A 17,932-nucleotide genomic window follows, 5' to 3' on the forward strand; every position below is an offset into this window, starting at 1 on the left:
ATAATTAAATTTACACCTAATCCATCAGGTATGGGAAATAAAATTTAAAGACAAATTTGCATAACTATTACGCAAATTTGTCTCTTTTTAGCGTTTTTAAAAACTCTAATCCGTGTCATTGCGAGGAGCTGTTTTACAGCGACGGAGCAATCCAGCACGGCGAAGCCGTAACGAAAAATAAGATCAACTAAATTTTAAAAAATCGTTCAATACAAAATTTAAATAGAATTTTGCTTTAAATTTTACTGGATTGCTTCGCTTCGCTCGCAATGACAGCAAATTTGCAAAATTTAAATTTTTTACTCGTAGATTGCTTCGTCGCTTCGCTCCTCGCAATGACAAATTAGGCAAAATTTACGCTTGATTTGTCATTGCGAGACGGCAACGCCGTCGAAGCAATCCAGAGAAATTCCATTGCCTTTAATCTGTCATTGCAAGAATTTTGCGTTAGCAAAATTCGTGGCAATCTACGAGTATAAATACGAGTATAAAATTCACAGACGCTCTAATCCGTGTCATTGCGAGGAGCTGTTTTACAGCGACGGAGCAATCCAGCACGGCGAAGCCGTAACGAAAAATAAGATCAACTAAATTTTAAAAAATCGTTCAATACCAAAATTTAAATAGAATTTTACTTTAAATTTTACTGGATTACTTCGCTCGTTACACTCGCTCGCAATGACAGCAAATTTGCAAAATTTAAATTTTTTACTCGTAGATTGCTTCGGCGCCGTAATACAACAGCTCCTTACAATGACAAATTAGCCAAAATTTGCAATTTTTCCGAAAAAATTTTAAAATTAAAAACCAAAATTTAAAAAAGGAAAAAAATGAAAAACCTAATCCTACCCTGCCTAATCGCGCTAAGCTTCACAGGTTGCGCCTTTTTCGCGCCACGCACCACGCCACTTTGCCCAGACACCACCGCCAGCAAAATGCAGATTTCTAGCTACACAAGACAGAGCAAAGTCGCATATACATATAAATTTATAAATGGTAGCGAGCAATGCACCGCCAAATCAAATAAATACTTCGCCAACCCAGGCGATGTCGCACTCATCAGCGTTACAAACGGCACCGTTTCTAGCGCGCAAATACTCTCTCGCAAAATCACCCCTGGCAAGAAAGAGAGCTACACGCCGACCAAAATCATCAAAAAACAGCTCCACAAAAACGAAAATATCAAAGCCCCAACCGAGGAAAAAATCAGTTTTTGATAACTTACGCCCGAATTTCGCCCTTTAAATTTAACGAAAAATTAACAAAAAGGGCAAATTTCGCGCTAAAAATTCTAAATTTCGCATAAATTTTACGAATTTTATCAGCTAAATTTAGCTTAACTGCAAATTTTTTACCATTAAAAATAATTCTCATTTGTTGCCATATATTTACTCAAATTTAGCTACAATCACCCTATCGAAATCAAACTCCTTTCAATATTTGCGAGGCGCAAGAGCGTCTCGCTTTTTTTATGCAAAATTCAGCGATTTTGGTTAATACTCGGTAACAAAATGGTTATATTTCAGTAAAATTAAGATTGTTTTAAGCAAATAATTCAGTATTTTGTGCTACTATTACGACCATAACTTTTACAAGGAGTTCAAATGAAATTATTCAAACTTAGTTTAGCAGCTGCATTAGCAGCAGGTGCATTTGCTACATCAGCAAGTGCTGTTGCATTAGAAGATGCAATCAAAGATGTAGATGTAAGCGGTTTCGCTTGGATGCGTATTGATAGCACTAAAAATGACAATAAATTTGCTGGCGAAGCTGGCGATAAAGCTGATGCTTCAAGACGCAATGATCACAGATGGAGATTTAAAAGCGTTGTTAATGTAAATACAAAAATCGATGATAACTTCTTCTTTGTAGCTGGTATTCGCTATGCTCACGATGGCGACTGGGCAGAGAGCAGAACAGCTAATGCAGATACAACAAAATTTGATCTATACCAAGGATACCTAGGATATAAAATTGGTGGCACGACAGTTCAACTAGGTCGCCAAAAAATAGGCGCATTCTTCACAGACGATATGTATGGCGATGGTTTGAAAGTTGTCAATCAAGATATCGAGGGCTTAACTCTTGCTGCTCTATATATGGATGCATTGGAGCCAGATGGCGATATTGCTAAGAATGCAGATGCTGCAACACTTGCACCAGATGGTAAAAAACTAGACCAACACAACCTATGGGGCGTAGCTGCTATCGGTTCTTATAATCCAGTATCTTTCCAACTATGGTATGCTAGCTTAGAGGATGTTGTTGATTTATTCGCAGTTGAGGCTGGTTTAAGCTTCGATGTTACAGAGGATATCAACCTAGGCTTGACAGCTCAATACGCTTTCTCTGATTTCGACGGACAATACACAAGCATTCAAGGCGGTGGCGTTGTTGATGATGCTGATTACTTCGGTGTAGAGGCTAGCGCAGATTTGTTTGGTTTCGATGCAAGCGTTGGTTATGTCAGATACGACACAGATGCTGCTACACATTCAAGAGTATCATTTGAAGATGACGCTTCTTTCCTTGGCGCAGGCGAAGCTTTAATCGGCTATACAGATTTCGCAGGCGACAACTGGGCATGGTATGCTACTGCTGGTTACACTATCCCAGATACTGGTCTAAGACTAGGTGTTGATTATGTAGCTGGCGAATTTGAGGGTATGAACGGAACTGATACAGATGGCTGGGAAACAGTTGTAAGAGCTGATTACAAATACAACAAAAAACTTAGCTTCAAAACTTTCTGGTCACACGCTGAGCTAGAAAGAAATGGCGCGGACGGCAAAGATCAAGAACAAGATTTTATCCGCTTCCAAGCTAGATACGCTTTCTAATCATTTACTCTGATTAGTTATAATCCTAGGGCGAGGGCAAAACCTCGCCCTTTTTAAATTCTATCGACAAGGTATCAAATGAAGATTTTAAAACTTTCGTTTTTAGCATGTTTTTGCGCGGGTGCGCTTTTGGTGGCTAATGAGCCAGAAGAAAGCTATGTGTTTGAGGCAAAAGGCGAGTTCGCAAAAGAGCTAAAATCCCTCATCGAAAAACATTCCAAAGACGAAAATATTACAGTCAATGTCTATAAAAACGACGGCTCAAAGGGTAGCGTGCTAAATACTATCAAGCACAATCCAGTAGCCGCCAAAGAAGAGGGAGCTAAGCTTTTCGCTGCTAAATGCGCCTCATGCCACGGCGCAAATGGCGAAAAGCGCGCTCACGGCGTCTCTAAAAAAATCAAAAATCTATCCGCAGGCGAAATTGCTATGGCGATTAGCGACTACGGCTCAGATTATGAATATGGTGGCAAAAAAGCATTTTTGATGAACCCTATCGCGCTATCTACGACCTCGACAGAGATAGGCTATATCATCGCATTTTTGAAGGGCGACACTTCATTTTTGCCTGGCGGTTCAGGCTCTGCGCGTGGTGGCAACACCGATATTTCGACCACTCCTAGTGAGCAAGGCTCATATCTAAAATAAAGGAAAAAAATGAAAGTAGCCGTTATTTTAGCCAATGGCTTCGAGGAAATCGAAGCAATAAGCGTGGTTGATTTACTAAGACGAGCTGGGATCGACGCTAAATTTCTCGGCTTAGAGAAAAAATGCGTTACAGGCTCTCACGGCGTGGAAATCATCGCCGATGATTTACTTGTAAATTTAGACATTAACGAATACGAAATGATAGTCTTGCCGGGCGGTTTGCCAGGTGCCGAACACCTAGCCAAAAGTGAAAAACTAGGCGAAATTTTACGCGAATTTGACAAAGCTGGCAAAAAAATCGGCGCAATCTGCGCTGCACCTTGGGCTCTGGGCACAGCCGGTGTTTTAAAGGATAGCTACACCTGCTACCCGGGCTTCGAGGGCACTGTCGCGCACACCGGCTACACCGCTAGCGCAAATGTCATAATAGATAAAAATATCATTACCTCTCGTGGTCCAGCCACTGCAATGGAGTTCGCACTCGCAATCGTGCGCGAACTAAAAGGCGATGAGGCTTTTAACACACTAAAATCCGAGTTACTTTTTAACTAATTTCACTCGCTCGCAATTGCTGTTTAATCTGTCATTGCGAGCGAAGCGAAGCAATCCAGTAAAATTCCCTAATCCCAAATCTGTCATTGCGAGAATTTTGCGTTAGCAAAATTCATGGCAATCTACGACTTTAAATTTAGAGCATACGAATTCCGTGTCATTGCGAGGAGCAAAGCGACGAAGCAATCCAGTAAAATTTAGAGAATGTTAGAAATTTGAATTGGAATTTATCTGAATTCCCCTGGATTGCTTCGCTACGCTCGCAATGACAATGGTAAGCAAAATTTTACGCTTGATTTGTCATTGCGAGAATTTTTCGTTAGCAAAATTCGTGGCAATCTACGACTTTAAATTTAGAGCATGTGAATTCCGTGTCATTGCGAGGAGCAAAGCGACGAAGCAATCCAGTAAAATTTAGGGAGTGTTAGAAATTTGAATTAAAATTTATCTGAAATTCCCCTGGATTGCTTCGCTTTCTGCGAAAGCTCGCAATGACAGCAAATTTAGTGCAAGGAATTTTTTAAAGTCGTAGATTGCTTCGTCGCTTTGCTCCTCGCAATGACAAATTAAAGGCAAATCAATTGCTTGCTCGCATAACAAATTCGGCGCAGTGTCTGCCAAAACACAGCGATAACGCAAAGCAAATTCTCCAAATTTCAAAAAGCCAAAATTTAACCCCTTTTTGCTAAAATGAGCGCAAATTCAAAGGACATTTTATGAGCGAATTCACACATTTACACCTGCATACAGAATACTCATTGCTTGACGGGGCAAACAAAGTCAGCGAACTAGCCAAAATCCTAGCCGAGCGCGGTGCCAAAGCCTGCGCAATCACAGATCACGGCAATATGTTTGGGGCGATCGATTTTTACCAAACCATGCGCAAAAACGGCATAAAGCCGATAATCGGTATCGAAGCCTATATCCACAACCACGATGATATCGGCGATAAAAGCGACAAAAATCGCTTCCACCTAATTTTGCTAGCCAAAAACGAAATCGGTTACAAAAACCTAATGTATCTTAGCTCGCAGGCGTTTTTAAACGGATTTTACTACTACCCACGCATAAACAAAAAACTACTTCGCGAGCATAGCGAGGGCATTATTTGCTCGTCTGCGTGTCTGGCTGGGGAGGTGGAATTTCACCTAAATCAAAGCGAGCGAAATTTAAAAAGAGGTGCTGGCGGATACGAGGCTGCTAAAAAAGCCGCTATGGAGTATAAAGAGATTTTTGGCGATGATTTTTACCTAGAAATCATGCGACACGGTATCGGCGAGCAACTAAATATCGAAAAAGATCTAATTCGCATAGCGCGCGAGCTTGATATCAAACTCATCGCCACCAACGACGCCCACTACGCCTACAAAGAGCGCGCCACAGCCCACGATGTGTATCAGTGCATAGCCATGGGCAAAACCATAAACGACGGAGATCGCCTAAAACATGTCGTAAGCGAATTTTATGTCAAATCAGATGAAGAAATGCAAAGGCTCTTTGCCGATATGCCAGAGGTCATCACAAATACCGCTGAAATCGTCGAAAAGTGCGATTTGCACTTTGCTTTCGAGGAAAAGGGCTACGCTCCCACACCGCCAAATTTCAAATTTACCCTCGAATACGCTAGCAAACACGGACTAAGCTTACCTGAGCCAGAGGCTAGATATAGCTTTGCCAATGATGATTTTTTGTTTGATTATCTATGCCGTGAGGGATTAAAAGAGAGATTAAAATTTATTGATGAGGCAAAACACCAAATTTACGAAGAAAGATTAAACAAAGAGCTTGAAATCATAAAAAGCATGCACTTCTCAGGCTATATGATTATCGTGCAAGACTTCATCAACTGGGCCAAAGACCACGATATCCCAGTAGGACCCGGCCGTGGCTCTGCGGCTGGGTCGATTTGTGCGTATGCGCTTCGTATTACCGACCTAGATCCGATACCTTATAACCTGCTTTTCGAGCGATTTTTAAACCCTGCTCGTATCTCTATGCCAGATATTGATGTGGATTTTTGTCAAGCAAGGCGTGGCGAAGTAATTGATTATGTCATAAAGCAGTATGGCAAATACAATGTCGCCCAGGTAGCGACCTTTGGTAAATTGCTAGCTCGTGGCGTAATCCGCGATGTCGCCAGAGTATGCGATATGCCTCTCTCACAAGCTGATAAAATGGCAAAACTAATCCCAGAAGGTCCTGGCGTAACCCTAACTGGCGTCGGCGATCCAAATAGCGATAAATACAAACCGGGTGCTTACGAGCAAGAGCCAAAAATCGCCGAGCTTTTGCAAAGCGACCCCACAGCCGCGCAAGTATGGGAATTCGCGCTTCAATTAGAGGGCTTAAACCGCAATGCTGGCATGCATGCAGCAGGCGTGGTTATCTCAAACGAAGAGTTATGGCACAAGGCTCCACTTTTCAAGCAAGATAAAGGCGATGACGCGCGTATCGTCACGCAGTATATGAAAAACTACCTAGAAGATGTGGATCTCATCAAATTTGACTTTTTGGGGCTTAAAACTCTCGATGTCATCGACAGCGCGCTAAAACTCATAAAAAGGCGATATGATAAAGACATAATCTGGGAAAAAATAGATTTTAACGACCCTGCGACTTATAAAACAATCCAATCAGGCAACACGCTTGGAATTTTCCAAATCGAGGGCGCTGGCATGCAAGATTTAGCCGTAAATTTAAAGCCAGATAGATTTGAGGATATCATCGCGATGATTTCGCTATATCGCCCAGGTCCAATGGATCTAATCCCGCGCTTTATAGATATCAAACACGGACGCGAGGAAGCCTCGTATATGTTCCCGCAAATCAAGGAAATTTTAGAGCCGACTTATGGAATCATCGTCTATCAAGAGCAGGTCATGCAGCTAGTGCAAACTATCGGCGGATTTTCGCTTGGCGAAGCTGATTTGGTGCGTAGAGCCATGGGTAAAAAGGACGAAAAAAAGCTAGCTCACATGAGAGAGCAGTATTTAGAGGGGGCTAAGACAAACGGCTTTGATGTCGCTAAGGCAAACGAGCTATTTGATATGATTATGAAATTTGCCTCTTATGGATTTAACAAATCCCACGCGGCGGCTTATTCGATGATTACATTTCAAACAGCCTATCTTAAAACCTACTATCCAGCCGAATTTATGGCTGGTTTGCTCACATCTGAGGAGGGAAACACAGATAAAGTTGCAAAATATATCGATGAAGCAAAACGGCTTGGTATCGGGCTAAAACAACCATCAATCAACCAAAGTTTGCGCGGATTTAGCGTAATCGACGATGAAGCAAGCGAATCAGGGCAGTCTATCATCTACGGACTTGGCGCAATTAAGGGCGTAGGATCTGCTGCGATTGAGAATATCTTGGAGCTTCAAAACGAAAGGCTTTTTGAAAATATCGATGATTTTGCCACCAGAGTGGATAATTTCAAGGTCAATAAAAAGGTCATCGAGTCCCTAACCTACGGCGGTGCGATGGATTGTTTGGGTAAAACTAGGCTTAGTATTATCCAAAACATGGAAAATATCCTAGATGTGATGAAAAAAATCACAGAAATCAAAAAAGACGCTCAAAACTCGCTATTTGGCGAAGATGAGGAGATGACCGAGGGAATAAAAGTAAGCTTCGTGGAAAACGCTGAGGAATTTGCGCAAAGTGAAATTTTAAAATTCGAGCAACAAACCGTGGGCGTGTATCTCTCAGGTCACCCGCTCGATGATTATAAAGAGCAAATGAGCGGTATAGATTACCTGCTCTCATCGCAATTTGGCGAGATTACGGGCGATAATGCCGAAATTTTAAGCGTTGGGCGGATCGAGGATATCACTACTCGTATCACAAAAACTGGCAAAAAAATGGGAATTTTGACCATTTTGGATTTGCACGGCTCGTATGAACTAGCCGTATTTGACAACACGCTAAAAACTATCGAAAATTTAAGCCCTGCTGAGCTTGAAAAACCATACGCTTTTATGATAAAAATCAGCAAAAGTGCCGCTGGCGAGGGAGCGTATCAAGTTTCCTTCCTTTCAATGCTAAGCCTAGAAAACGCCAAAGACGCTGGGTTTAGACCACGCTCTGGCGTATTTTTAGAGGGAAATCCGCTCAAAGTTTTCGAAAGCGAAATTTCGCCTATCGCACACAGCAAATCGAGCGAATTTGATGAAATTTTGCAAAACGATGGCTCATCAATGAAGCTTTTGTGTGTCGGTAAAATCGAAAGCGTAAATTCTCGCACCACAAAATCTGGCTCGCAAATGGCGAATTTAACCATACTCGATTTATCAGGGAGCTTCGAAGTCGCGGCATTTGGCGATGTGTGCGAAAGCGTGCTAGCCCTAAGCGATAGCGACCTAGAACGCCCGCTGGCATTTTGGGTAAGGCTTGCGAAAAACACAGGAACTTACGGCGGAAAATATCAAATTTACCTAGATGAAATTTTATCGCTCGATGAGGCGCGAAATATCGAAAACTACGCCCCTAGCGAAGCGAAGGCTTATGGCGGCTCTGCGCGCAAAGAGAGGCGAAATTTTGGCGATAATGGCTTTGAAAAGGGCGAAAACGCCGCACTTGTGGCCTTGCAACAAAGCAAAAAAGAGCGCGAAGAACAGCGCAAAAAGGCTGTGGATTTCGAGTTTGAAATAAGTGCTAGCGAGCTAAACCGCGACAAAATTCAAAAAATCTACTCCCTAGCCTTCAACGACCGGGATTTGAAAAACTCCAAACGGCTAATTTTGCGCGTGAGGTTTGAAAACGAGGTTTTGATCTATCCTACCGAATACATCGTCGGCGACGATTTTGGCGAGAAAGTGGGCGAAATTTTAGCTGCGTGAAATTTCTGAAATTTACGAATTTTAGGAATTTGAAAATCTAAATTTAGCCCAAAATTTGGGCTAAATTTATTAAATTTGATTAAATTTGGCTACGAACGGGCAAATTCCACAATCGCGCGCGCAAGTTCAAGCGTAGCGTCAAGGAAAACCTTATCCGTCTCAATAAGTGGCAAAAACAGCGGAATCTCCGTGCAGCCAGCGATATAAACATCCGCGTCAATGCTATCTAGCACGCTTTTGAAAGTCTCCACATATTCTGCGGTTTTGCCAGCTTTCACACCTTTGTAAATACAATCCATTAGCTTAGCTTGATTTTCCTCGCCAAGCTCTACGCTGATTAATCCAGCATTCTCTAAGTGCTCATCATACACCCTAGCCTTTTTCGTGCCAGAAGTAGCCAAAACTGCGATTTTTTTGGCATTTGGATAGCGGGTCTGTATCATGCTAACTGCGTTTTTTGCGATATGGATTAGTGGCAAATCCACAACCTCCAAAACCCTTGGTGCGAAATAATGCGCTGTATTGCAAACCATGACAAACGCCTCGCAACCTGCATTTTTAAGGCGAGTTGCGCTTTCGATTAGCTTTGGCGTAGGATCCTCGCCCTCGCCGAAAATGCACGCCGTCCTATCCTCAATTTGCGGATAACTATCGATTAGAAGCGGGATATTTTCTTGATCGCTTCTAGCCCCCGTTAATTCTATCGTTTTTAGATACAAATCAGCACTTGCTAGCGGTCCCATACCGCCGATTACTCCGACTCTACGCATTTAATTCTCCCATTTTGAGGTATCTAGTTTGCCCTCTGTTTTAGCCACATATAGCGAAGCCACGACATCACCTGTAACATTCATAGATGTGCGTCCCATATCTAGTATCGCGTCAATGCCTAGTATCATACCATAAGCCACTGCCACAGTTCCAGTTACGCTGATACCTACTGATTCTAGTATCAAAAGTAGCATTAGCGCGCCAGCACCGGGCACACCGGCTGTTCCGATAGCTGCTAGCATAGATGTGATGATAATCGTAAAGTAGTTTTGAGCGGTTAGATCAATACCGCACGCATTAGCGATAAAAAGCGTGCAAACGCCCAAATATACGGTCGTTCCGTTCATATTCACAGTCGCACCCACAGGCAAAACAAAGCCGTAGATTGATTTTGGAATTCCCATTTCCTCATCAGCTGTCCTCATTGTAATCGGAAGCGTGCCGTTCGAGCTTCTGGTAACAAACGCCGTAAGCATAGGCGCGCGGACTTTTTTTAAGAATTTCGCAGGATTTATGCCAATTAGCATACAAACCACGCAGTATATCGCAAACACCTGCACTGCAAGCCCCACATATAGCGCAATCGTAACGGTCAAAAGCGAGCTAATCGCGCCAATTCCAGCTTTGTTAAATACAACGAACATTAGCGCAAAAACGCCGATTGGTGCGTATTGCATAACCCAGCGGATAACCTTAAACATAATCTCGCTCATACCATCAAAAAACGCATACACAGTATCTGCACTGCGCGCAATACGCTCATCGTCGCTACTTTTGCAATACGCTAGGCCAATTCCCACAAAAATACAAAATGCGATAATAGGCAAAATTTCGCCCTTAACGATAGCTTCAAACGGATTTGTAGGGATAATATTTAGCAGAATTTGGCTCATCGCAGGAGCGTTTGCGCTCTTTTCCACAGCTTTGGCAGCATCTAGCTCCAACCCACTACCAGGGCTGAAAATCAATCCGCACGCCAAACCTATGGCGATCGCAAACAGCGTCGTAATCGCGTAGAAAATTATCGTTTTGACGCCAACTTTACCAAGGTGAGCTGGATCAATCGAACTTGTGCCAATTATCAGTGAGCAGACGATTACAGGCACCATAATCATTTTGAGCATTCGCACAAAAAGATCACCAAACGGCGTTAAAATCGATACCCAAGTGGTATCGCCAACGGTGGCATTTTGCGGTAAAATTATACCCAAAACCGAACCCAAAACAAGCGCAATCATTATGCGCCAAAGTAGGCTTGACTCAAAATACCATGCAAATATACCGCGCTTTTTAGGCGCATTAGCGTCACTTTGCGACATTTTTTCCCCTTTAAAATATAATGTTCCTACGATTTTACAATAAATTTGCATAGAACAAATTTAATTAGGGCTGAATTTATAACGAAAGGTTAAAATTTCGTTTGTTTTCTAAATTTTGCACCATAAATTTGGCGAATTTAAAATAAGATTTACTTTATCTTTAATATAAAACAATACAATATTTATCATATTTTTTAAGGAGGAAAAAATGCAAAGACGAACCGCATTAAAAGCCATAGTTACGGCAGCCGCAGCCGTTAGCACACTAAGCGCATACGACGAAAGCCTTATCGCAAACACCGAGGATATCACGCCCGAAGATCCAAAAAACCTAAACGATTTCGAGAAAAAACACACCCCAGAAATCACTGTGCGCGACGCCGATGAAAAGGGATATTCGCTAGTAGATGTCAATATCGGACAAGGCGGAATAATCCACCCAAGCGACGCTGATCACTGGATTTATGCGATTGAGCTTTACGCAGATGATAAACTCGTAGCCAAAGCCTCGTTAGAACCAGTCGCAAGCAGGGGATTTTTGAGCGCAAGACTAAATCTAAAAGATGTCAAAACCCTCAAAGCAATCTCTCGCTGTAACCTGCACGGAAATTTTACATTTTCGATAAATTTATAACCACTAAGCCCCAAATTCGGGGCTTTGATTTTATTTTTTAATTTTATATAATCGTTTTTAAAAAGCTTTTAAAAAAAGGCTGAAATTGTGTGGTGGTGGGCTCACCATTTTACTAAAATAGCCTGTAAAGCCCTATTTTAGCGATATAAAGATTTTATTCTGATTAATTTATGTATTCTTTTATGTAACCGATTTTTTAAGATTTGCTTAATTTAAAATTTTGTATTGAAAACTATCATTTTCATAACTTAATTTTAATATTCCCCTATTTTAGGGCTTTGTAAATTTTGCGCTTTTTCCGTTTAAGTTTGCAAAGCTTAAAAGTTATGTTTCACGCTAAATTTTTTTAAGTTTCGCAAAAAATTAGCTAAATTTTAACTATAAACTTAATTAAGCTTACGCTATGAATTTAGATAATTAATCTCAATTTTAAACGGCTCTTTGTCGTTTAGCTCTTTGATTTCTTGCATTATATCATATTTAGAAAGTTTAGGGGGTAGCCCTATTGCTTCACTTAACTTTTTTATGCCTTGCATAGTTTCGCAAAGGCTTTTAGGGTCGTTCGCTTGGTCTAGCATAGTATCAGCCTTAATTATTGCATTTAGGATTAAATCGTTTATGGCTGTGGCCGTTGTGCCGTGTTCTTTTTCTAGCGTATCCATTAGGCTTTTAATTGCTAATTCGTTTAGCTCTTTTGTGTGTTTGTTAGGATTGTCGCAAATATTCGATTTAATGAAGTGTTTTAGGTGTTCTAGCCCTTGATTTATAAAGTGTCTAGCCTTGATTAAATCCGTGCTTGGGTCGTATCCGTTGCGGTCAAAATGGCTATAAATCGAAGTTCTAGGGATTTTATATTTTTTAGATAGCTTGGATATTTCAGTATTACCGCTTATAAATTCGGCTGTTAGTTCTTTGTATTTATCGCTTGTTTTTTGTCTCATTTTAACCTTTCTATTTTATATATTTTGATAATTGTTATTATAGCAATAGTTGATAGTTTTGTATAGTCTTGGGTTAATTATTATGTTAATTCACTACTAGAAAGTCTATTTATATAAGCGGTTGCGAGTGCGCCCCTTGCGTGGTTTGCTTGGTGTTTAGCATAGGTCAAAAAGGGCGATTTAGTGCGGAAGTTATTGTCTTTCGCTTTCATTTCGTTTCATAACCTCAGCAAATATCGATTTTATGACTTTTTTAAGGGGTCTTATCAAAAACAAAAACGAGTTCAGCCCTTATAATATGCCTTTGCATAGTCTCGCGCGCCCGTGAGCTATCGTGTTTGATTTTTTTATCATAAAATCTTACTTTTTGCAAAATTCCGTTTATAGGCTTTGCCCTTTTTCTTGTCGAGGTCTGAGCGTAAATAGTATTAAGGGCTTTTGGTTTGTATAATTTACAATTATCCAAATTTGTTAAATAAGGGGCTATACTTTGCGCCAAAACTGCATTAACTTCTTTTTTGATAAAATAGTCGAGTGAGTAATCAAGGCTCTTTAAAATCAAGTTTTGGCGATTTTTTCTATTATCGATAAATTCGAGTAAAAATTTTAAAATTCGTTCGGTTTTTCGGTCGAGTTTTAGCGGCTCTTTGGCTTGGCTGTCGTATTGGCTTAATCCGTGAATTTCTAAAAAGCGAAATCCCTTTAAGTCTCTATGCGCTTTTCTTGCTTTGTCTAGCGTCTCTGAGGTGGAGTATATATAAATACTTACTTTTTGGCTTACTTTGCAAAATAGGGCGGTCTTTGGCGTTTTATAGCCATATAAATCGTATAATCTGAAATGGTTGGTTTTAAAGGCTGTTTCGTTTAGGGTTAGTCCTTGCGTTTGTAGGAAGTTGGTAAATTTGCTTATAAATTTGGCGGTTGAGGTAAATCTTAGGCTGTCGATACCGCTAAAATTTGGCGATGCGAATTGAGATAAATTTTGCGAAATGCTAAATAAATCAGCTTCGGAAATTTTATCTAAAATCTTGTTGAAAATACTCGCATTATGCGCCATATTTTGGTATAATTCCATAGGTTTTTAAAGAATTTAGGGCGGTCGGTCAAACCGCCCTTTTTTATTTTGATTTTTGCATATTTGAATATGCCTTTAAAAGTCGTTTCGCTCTTACTAAATTATCCTTTGATTTTGCTAGTTTATAGCGTCCATAATGCTTTTTATTTGCTAGTTCAATACGCTCGGTTATAATCGTAATGCCTTTATCTCTTAATTCCACGATATTATTGCTGATTCGTGTTGTTAGATATTTACCACCATTAAGGGCGGTAATATCATCAGCATTGTTTATTAAGCCTTGCAAAGTTGCGATTAAACTTTCAATCGTGCCTAGTCTTTTTTGTTTTTTATCGCTCATTTTTCGCCTCCTTGTGCCGTTTCGGCTTCGGAAGTTAAGCCTAATTTTGCATTAACTTCGTTTATATCCCATAAAAGGATTGATTTACTTATCCTTTTTGGTTGTGGAAGTTTATTTTCCCTTTTATAGTATCGCCATAAAGTCGCTTGGCTGATACCCCCTAAATACGCTCTTAATTGTTTAGCGTTTAACCATTTGTTAAAATTTTGGTTATCCATTTGATAACTCCTAAAAATTAGATTTAATTTTCATTTTCTAGCTAGTTTATGAAAAATTATGAGTGTATTTTAAGGGTTTTTTTGAGATTTTTTTAAAAAAAGTAGCTCAAATACCGATAATAAGGGCTTTATCAACTTCGGCTAAATTTATTGATTTAAATGTGTAAATTTTTCGAAAATTCTTGTATAAAATGGTTTGTGTGGGTCAAATAAAGGGCTTTATAAAATGTTCCGTCTATTTTTAATTTTTTGATAAGAGTTTCATTAAGCAAATCATTAAAATTAGTGCTAGGGCTAAAAATAAATTTATCTTTAAAGCCTTTGCATTGTCTAATCAATCGGCAAGGTAAAAAATTGTTTTTAAAATTCCATTTGATTAAATCATCTGAAAAATCTTTTTTTCGTTCAAATTGAGTGTAAAAACTTAGATTATCTTTTGTTTCGTTTTTTGCATTTTCCCGCAATAAGCTAGTATATACAAACATAAATTCTCTAACGACATTGACTATAATAGGTTTGAATTTATTCGTTTTATATAAAAGTTTTAAAAGTTGTGTATTTGCTTTGTAATCTGTTGGCGGTATTTGTATAAAGTTTCGTTTTAGATATTTGCAAAAATCAAATTCTTTTTCGCTCTCAATTTTTGCAAAATCTTTTATATTTTTATCTATTATTTTTTTGTCGCCTGATATAAAAAGCAAAAATGTAGGTATCGGCAAAATATAATTACGCATTAAATCGTAATCGCTTAAAGCATAATATAGGTTATTCTTTATATTTTCAAAAGTCCCAAAATCAAGTTCATTGATAACAATATCGCCTCCATTTATAAAATCGTTAAGCGATTTATTATTTATTTCGTGTTCTCTTGCTTGTAAGCGATTTACACATAAATCTATAAATTCGCTAATTTTATTATCGCAAAAATTTATAAATTCTGTTTGATTTTTAAAGAATTCGGAATTTAATAAATACGGATATTTTAGCCCTTGATAAGCAAAAGTAAAAAAGCCTTTTAGCTCTTTTTTATGTTGTAGCCTTTGAATTTGTGTATCGCTTAACAGGTCTTTATCTAGCATTTTGCTAAGCTCTCTAAATAATCGCTATACCACTGCATTAACTCGGCTCGTTCGCTTAAATACAGGTTTCGGTCATAAATCGCCTTTATGCGGTCTTTTAGTGTATGGTCGAGGCTTAACTCGATTATATCGGAGTTTAAGCCGTGTTCTTTGGTGTTTGCGTTTGCTGTGGTCGAAAATACGCTCCTTAGTCCGTGTCCGTGCATTTCATCACCAAACCCTAACCACTTAATAGCTTGATTTATAGCGTTTTCGTTTATAGCTTTACTTCTCGCAATATCGCTATAAAATACATATTCGCCCTTTTTTCTCGTTTGCATTTCTAGCAAAATCGCCTTTACTTGCCTACTTATCGGAAGTTTAAAGCTGTCTTTGTCTTTGTTTGTTTTCATATTAGGGCTTGGAATTGTGATTAAATTCTTGCTAAAATCAATATATTCCCATTTCAAAAGCCTTATATTTTTCGTTCTTAACCCTGTATGAAGTCCAAATTTTAAAGCGTTAATGGTTTGAAATCTTATGCTAGTATCGCTATATATGGCTTTTACAAACTCGCTTAATCTTTTGGTGTCTGTTATGGCTTTGAAGTGCTTATCTCGCTTTTGCGTTTTAAAAGCGTCCTTAAATTCTACTTCACTAAGGGGGTTATATTCAATATAACCCCTACTAACTGCGTATTTAAAAATCTCTTTTGTGAAATTAAATGTTCGCCTTGAAGTCTCAAAGGTTAAGCCGTTTTTGACTTCGTGGTCTTGGATTTTTTCTATCGCTTCTATAATCTCAGTTCGCTTAATCTCGCTTGTTTTACGCTCTTTTATGCTTGGATAAATGTGTTTTTCAATGCGCCCTATATTTTTGCCTAATTGCGTGCTCCTTTTGAAATCTTGCATTTGTTCGGGTCTTAATTCACTCTTTTTCTTGTCGATATACTCACTCGCAATCTCGCCAAAGGTTAGGGCTTTGATTTTTGCGCTTTGGATATTTTCGCCCCTATCCCTTGCTGTTTGATATTCAAGGGCTTTTAATCTTGCTTCGCTTAGGCTAAAACTCGGATATTTGCCTATGGGTATTTTTTTCTCTTTTCCGTTTGTTTTGTATTTATAATAAAATCTTTTTGTGTTTTGTCTGACTATGCAATATAGATTTTCTGTCTTTTTGTCTTTTAGCCAAATTTCCGTTTTGCCTTGCGGTAACTTATAATTTTTTAGTTGCGTGTCTGTTTCGTAAGTATTCATAGCCAAACCCCTTAAAATCGTTTATTGCATTTAGGGATACATAACTTATTTTTATGGTGCTGTTATGTAACCTTTTATGTATTCTTTTTTGTGAAAATCAGTGATTTTCTTTGAAATTGATTTTAATTAAAAAAGGCTTTAAACTCTCTTAAAATCGTGGTTTGTGAAAGGTTTTGAAAATGGTTAAAAAGGGGTAGTGGTGGGCTCACCAGGACTCGAACCTGGGACCATCCGGTTATGAGCCGGATGCTCTAACCAACTGAGCTATGAGCCCGATTGAATAAATTGGATAAGCTGTAATTTTACAAAAAATTTCTTAAATTTGAGTTAAAGCGCAAAATTTCGCCAAACGCCAAATTTCTTACATACGATACGCAATCCAACCCGCGCACGCAAATTTTAGCGCCAAATCATGACACATTATGACACGCGCAAACCGCGCGCATTTCGGCGCAGTATAAACCACGCAAACCCACGCAAACCCACGCAAACCCACGCAAACCCACGCAAACCCACGCAAACCCACGCAAACCCACGCAAACCCACGCAAACCCACGCAAACGCGCTTAAAAATATCGCCAAATTTCGGCGCAGTATTAGCCCAAACCAAATTCAAGCGCAAAACAAAATCAAGCGCAAACCAAATTCAAGCCCAAAACAAAATTCGGCGCAGTGTTTAAAAGCGCAAGAATATTTAACAAAATTTAACAACAAATTTTAAGGATTAAATTTAAAATTCCCCGCTAAATTCGGCAAATTCAACAAATTTTGCAAATTCGCCAAATTTAATCAGGGAAGGAAGAATTATTTGTTTGCTTTTTCGATATATTCGCCACGCACGGTATCTACGCGAATAACCTCGCCTTCAAGCACATGAAATGGGATTTGCACGACCGCGCCAGTTTCAAGGGTCGCTGGTTTTTTATTGCTTCCTTGTGTATCGCCACGGAAATTTGGCGCAGTTTCGACGATTTTTAGCTCGACTACTTGCGGAACTTCCACGCCGATCGCTTTGCCGTTGTAAAACATAATGCTAACCATCATGCCATCGAGCATCCATTTTTTCGCCTCGCCCACATCCTCGTCAGCGATTGCCACTTGCTCGTAGCTCTCTGTGTCCATGAATTGGCAATACTCGCCGTCATCATAAAGGTATTGCATATCTTTTTGCTCTAAATTTGGCTCCTCGCATTTATCGCCTGCGTGGAAAGTTTTTTCCAAAACCTTACCGTCGATGAAGGATTTTAGTTTTGCGCGCACGAAAGCCGCACCCTTGCCCGGTTTTACATGTTGATACTCTACGATTTTAAACGGAATTCCATCAACTTCGATTTTAAGACCTTTTTTCAAATCGCCCATTGAATAAGCCATTTTTTCTCCTTAGTTTGGTTGCATAAAACTGCGATTATACTAAATTTAGCTTTAAATTTAGCCAA

The 17,932-nt window shown here is 39.5% G+C and carries 19 protein-coding genes and 1 tRNA gene; 8 read left to right on the plus strand and 12 right to left on the minus strand.

Going from position 1 to position 17,932, the window contains the following annotated elements; genetic code table 11:
• Positions 1-459 precede the first annotated feature (459 nt).
• Both OFN73_RS06605 and OFN73_RS06610 read left to right on the plus strand, forming a co-directional pair.
• The gene (locus OFN73_RS06605) at positions 460-591 is read left to right on the plus strand and encodes a hypothetical protein (RefSeq protein ID WP_270862754.1); all 132 of its coding nucleotides are present in this window, start codon (positions 460-462) and stop codon (positions 589-591) included.
• A gap of 239 nt (positions 592-830) precedes the next feature.
• Positions 831-1,217 carry a hypothetical protein gene (locus OFN73_RS06610; RefSeq protein ID WP_270862755.1) on the plus strand — a complete coding sequence of 129 codons (387 nt, stop codon included), beginning with the start codon at positions 831-833 and terminating at the stop codon, positions 1,215-1,217.
• 4 nt (positions 1,218-1,221) lie between these two features.
• On the opposite strand, the gene OFN73_RS06615 is transcribed toward OFN73_RS06610, so the two are convergent.
• A complete protein-coding gene (locus OFN73_RS06615) occupies positions 1,222-1,374 on the minus strand; it encodes a hypothetical protein (RefSeq protein ID WP_270862756.1) in 153 nt (50 codons plus the stop codon).
• A 230-nt stretch (positions 1,375-1,604) separates the two neighbouring features.
• Between OFN73_RS06615 and OFN73_RS06620 the strand changes: the two genes are divergently transcribed.
• The 4 genes from OFN73_RS06620 (at position 1,605) to dnaE (ending at position 8,884) form a co-directional block, all read left to right on the plus strand.
• Positions 1,605-2,840: an OprD family outer membrane porin gene (locus tag OFN73_RS06620; RefSeq protein WP_270862757.1), complete on the plus strand. Its 1,236-nt coding sequence runs from the start codon at positions 1,605-1,607 to the stop codon at positions 2,838-2,840.
• Between the two features lie 78 nt (positions 2,841-2,918).
• A complete protein-coding gene (locus OFN73_RS06625; protein WP_270862758.1) occupies positions 2,919-3,488 on the plus strand; it encodes a cytochrome c in 570 nt (189 codons plus the stop codon).
• A gap of 9 nt (positions 3,489-3,497) precedes the next feature.
• Positions 3,498-4,040, plus strand: coding sequence for a DJ-1 family glyoxalase III (locus OFN73_RS06630; RefSeq protein ID WP_270862759.1), 543 nt, complete (start codon positions 3,498-3,500; stop codon positions 4,038-4,040).
• Between the two features lie 716 nt (positions 4,041-4,756).
• Positions 4,757-8,884 carry a DNA polymerase III subunit alpha gene (gene dnaE, locus OFN73_RS06635; protein ID WP_270862760.1) on the plus strand — a complete coding sequence of 1,376 codons (4,128 nt, stop codon included), beginning with the start codon at positions 4,757-4,759 and terminating at the stop codon, positions 8,882-8,884.
• An 89-nt stretch (positions 8,885-8,973) separates the two neighbouring features.
• On the opposite strand, the gene OFN73_RS06640 is transcribed toward dnaE, so the two are convergent.
• Positions 8,974-9,654, minus strand: a complete 681-nt coding sequence (locus OFN73_RS06640; protein ID WP_270862761.1) for an aspartate/glutamate racemase family protein — start codon at positions 9,652-9,654, stop codon at positions 8,974-8,976.
• A complete protein-coding gene (locus tag OFN73_RS06645; protein WP_270862762.1) occupies positions 9,655-10,974 on the minus strand; it encodes a dicarboxylate/amino acid:cation symporter in 1,320 nt (439 codons plus the stop codon).
• A gap of 208 nt (positions 10,975-11,182) precedes the next feature.
• On the opposite strand from OFN73_RS06645, the gene OFN73_RS06650 reads away from it, so the two are divergent.
• Positions 11,183-11,608, plus strand: a complete 426-nt coding sequence (locus tag OFN73_RS06650; protein WP_270862763.1) for a desulfoferrodoxin family protein — start codon at positions 11,183-11,185, stop codon at positions 11,606-11,608.
• 401 nt (positions 11,609-12,009) lie between these two features.
• Here OFN73_RS06650 and OFN73_RS06655 read toward each other — a convergent pair whose 3' ends face one another.
• The 8 genes from OFN73_RS06655 to OFN73_RS06690 all read right to left on the minus strand — a co-directional run bounded on the left by OFN73_RS06655 (position 12,010) and on the right by OFN73_RS06690 (position 16,770).
• A complete protein-coding gene (locus tag OFN73_RS06655; RefSeq protein WP_270862764.1) occupies positions 12,010-12,549 on the minus strand; it encodes a hypothetical protein in 540 nt (179 codons plus the stop codon).
• 80 nt (positions 12,550-12,629) lie between these two features.
• Positions 12,630-12,761 (minus strand): hypothetical protein, encoded by a 132-nt coding sequence (locus tag OFN73_RS06660; protein ID WP_270862765.1) that lies wholly within the window; start codon positions 12,759-12,761, stop codon positions 12,630-12,632.
• A 41-nt stretch (positions 12,762-12,802) separates the two neighbouring features.
• Positions 12,803-13,606, minus strand: a complete 804-nt coding sequence (locus tag OFN73_RS06665) for a hypothetical protein (protein WP_270862766.1) — start codon at positions 13,604-13,606, stop codon at positions 12,803-12,805.
• A gap of 61 nt (positions 13,607-13,667) precedes the next feature.
• Entirely contained in the window at positions 13,668-13,964 is a 297-nt protein-coding gene (locus OFN73_RS06670; protein WP_270862767.1) for a helix-turn-helix domain-containing protein, read from the minus strand.
• Entirely contained in the window at positions 13,961-14,182 is a 222-nt protein-coding gene (locus OFN73_RS06675) for a helix-turn-helix transcriptional regulator (protein ID WP_270862768.1), read from the minus strand. Before OFN73_RS06675 ends, OFN73_RS06670 begins: the two co-directional genes overlap by 4 nt.
• Positions 14,183-14,337: 155 nt before the next feature.
• Positions 14,338-15,261, minus strand: a complete 924-nt coding sequence (locus OFN73_RS06680) for a hypothetical protein (protein WP_270862769.1) — start codon at positions 15,259-15,261, stop codon at positions 14,338-14,340.
• Positions 15,255-16,496: a tyrosine-type recombinase/integrase gene (locus OFN73_RS06685; protein WP_270862770.1), complete on the minus strand. Its 1,242-nt coding sequence runs from the start codon at positions 16,494-16,496 to the stop codon at positions 15,255-15,257. The genes OFN73_RS06680 and OFN73_RS06685 overlap by 7 nt, the downstream gene beginning before the upstream one ends.
• A 197-nt stretch (positions 16,497-16,693) precedes the next feature.
• Positions 16,694-16,770, minus strand: a tRNA-Ile gene (locus tag OFN73_RS06690).
• 138 nt (positions 16,771-16,908) lie between these two features.
• On the opposite strand from OFN73_RS06690, the gene OFN73_RS06695 reads away from it, so the two are divergent.
• Positions 16,909-17,217: a hypothetical protein gene (locus OFN73_RS06695; protein WP_270862771.1), complete on the plus strand. Its 309-nt coding sequence runs from the start codon at positions 16,909-16,911 to the stop codon at positions 17,215-17,217.
• A gap of 83 nt (positions 17,218-17,300) precedes the next feature.
• Here OFN73_RS06695 and efp read toward each other — a convergent pair whose 3' ends face one another.
• On the minus strand, positions 17,301-17,867 hold the full coding sequence (gene efp / locus OFN73_RS06700) for an elongation factor P (RefSeq protein ID WP_270859759.1): 567 nt from the start codon (positions 17,865-17,867) through the stop codon (positions 17,301-17,303).
• Between the last annotated feature and the right edge of the window lie 65 nt (positions 17,868-17,932).

It is taken from the genome of Campylobacter sp. JMF_14 EL1, assembly GCF_027737585.1.
Lineage (GTDB): Bacteria > Campylobacterota > Campylobacteria > Campylobacterales > Campylobacteraceae > Campylobacter_B.

Bases quoted from the DNA above. Each gene is read 5' to 3' on its own strand.
- OFN73_RS06610 (WP_270862755.1), top strand. From the start codon at position 831: ATGAAAAACCTAATCCTACCCTGCCTAATCGCGCTAAGCTTCACAGGT.
- OFN73_RS06615 (WP_270862756.1), bottom strand. From the start codon at position 1,374: ATGAGAATTATTTTTAATGGTAAAAAATTTGCAGTTAAGCTAAATTTA.
- OFN73_RS06620 (WP_270862757.1), top strand. From the start codon at position 1,605: ATGAAATTATTCAAACTTAGTTTAGCAGCTGCATTAGCAGCAGGTGCA.
- OFN73_RS06625 (WP_270862758.1), top strand. From the start codon at position 2,919: ATGAAGATTTTAAAACTTTCGTTTTTAGCATGTTTTTGCGCGGGTGCG.
- OFN73_RS06630 (WP_270862759.1), top strand. From the start codon at position 3,498: ATGAAAGTAGCCGTTATTTTAGCCAATGGCTTCGAGGAAATCGAAGCA.
- dnaE (WP_270862760.1), top strand. From the start codon at position 4,757: ATGAGCGAATTCACACATTTACACCTGCATACAGAATACTCATTGCTT.
- OFN73_RS06640 (WP_270862761.1), bottom strand. From the start codon at position 9,654: ATGCGTAGAGTCGGAGTAATCGGCGGTATGGGACCGCTAGCAAGTGCT.
- OFN73_RS06645 (WP_270862762.1), bottom strand. From the start codon at position 10,974: ATGTCGCAAAGTGACGCTAATGCGCCTAAAAAGCGCGGTATATTTGCA.
- OFN73_RS06650 (WP_270862763.1), top strand. From the start codon at position 11,183: ATGCAAAGACGAACCGCATTAAAAGCCATAGTTACGGCAGCCGCAGCC.
- OFN73_RS06655 (WP_270862764.1), bottom strand. From the start codon at position 12,549: ATGAGACAAAAAACAAGCGATAAATACAAAGAACTAACAGCCGAATTT.
- OFN73_RS06660 (WP_270862765.1), bottom strand. From the start codon at position 12,761: ATGAAAGCGAAAGACAATAACTTCCGCACTAAATCGCCCTTTTTGACC.
- OFN73_RS06665 (WP_270862766.1), bottom strand. From the start codon at position 13,606: ATGGCGCATAATGCGAGTATTTTCAACAAGATTTTAGATAAAATTTCC.
- OFN73_RS06670 (WP_270862767.1), bottom strand. From the start codon at position 13,964: ATGAGCGATAAAAAACAAAAAAGACTAGGCACGATTGAAAGTTTAATC.
- OFN73_RS06675 (WP_270862768.1), bottom strand. From the start codon at position 14,182: ATGGATAACCAAAATTTTAACAAATGGTTAAACGCTAAACAATTAAGA.
- OFN73_RS06680 (WP_270862769.1), bottom strand. From the start codon at position 15,261: ATGCTAGATAAAGACCTGTTAAGCGATACACAAATTCAAAGGCTACAA.
- OFN73_RS06685 (WP_270862770.1), bottom strand. From the start codon at position 16,496: ATGAATACTTACGAAACAGACACGCAACTAAAAAATTATAAGTTACCG.
- OFN73_RS06695 (WP_270862771.1), top strand. From the start codon at position 16,909: ATGACACATTATGACACGCGCAAACCGCGCGCATTTCGGCGCAGTATA.
- efp (WP_270859759.1), bottom strand. From the start codon at position 17,867: ATGGCTTATTCAATGGGCGATTTGAAAAAAGGTCTTAAAATCGAAGTT.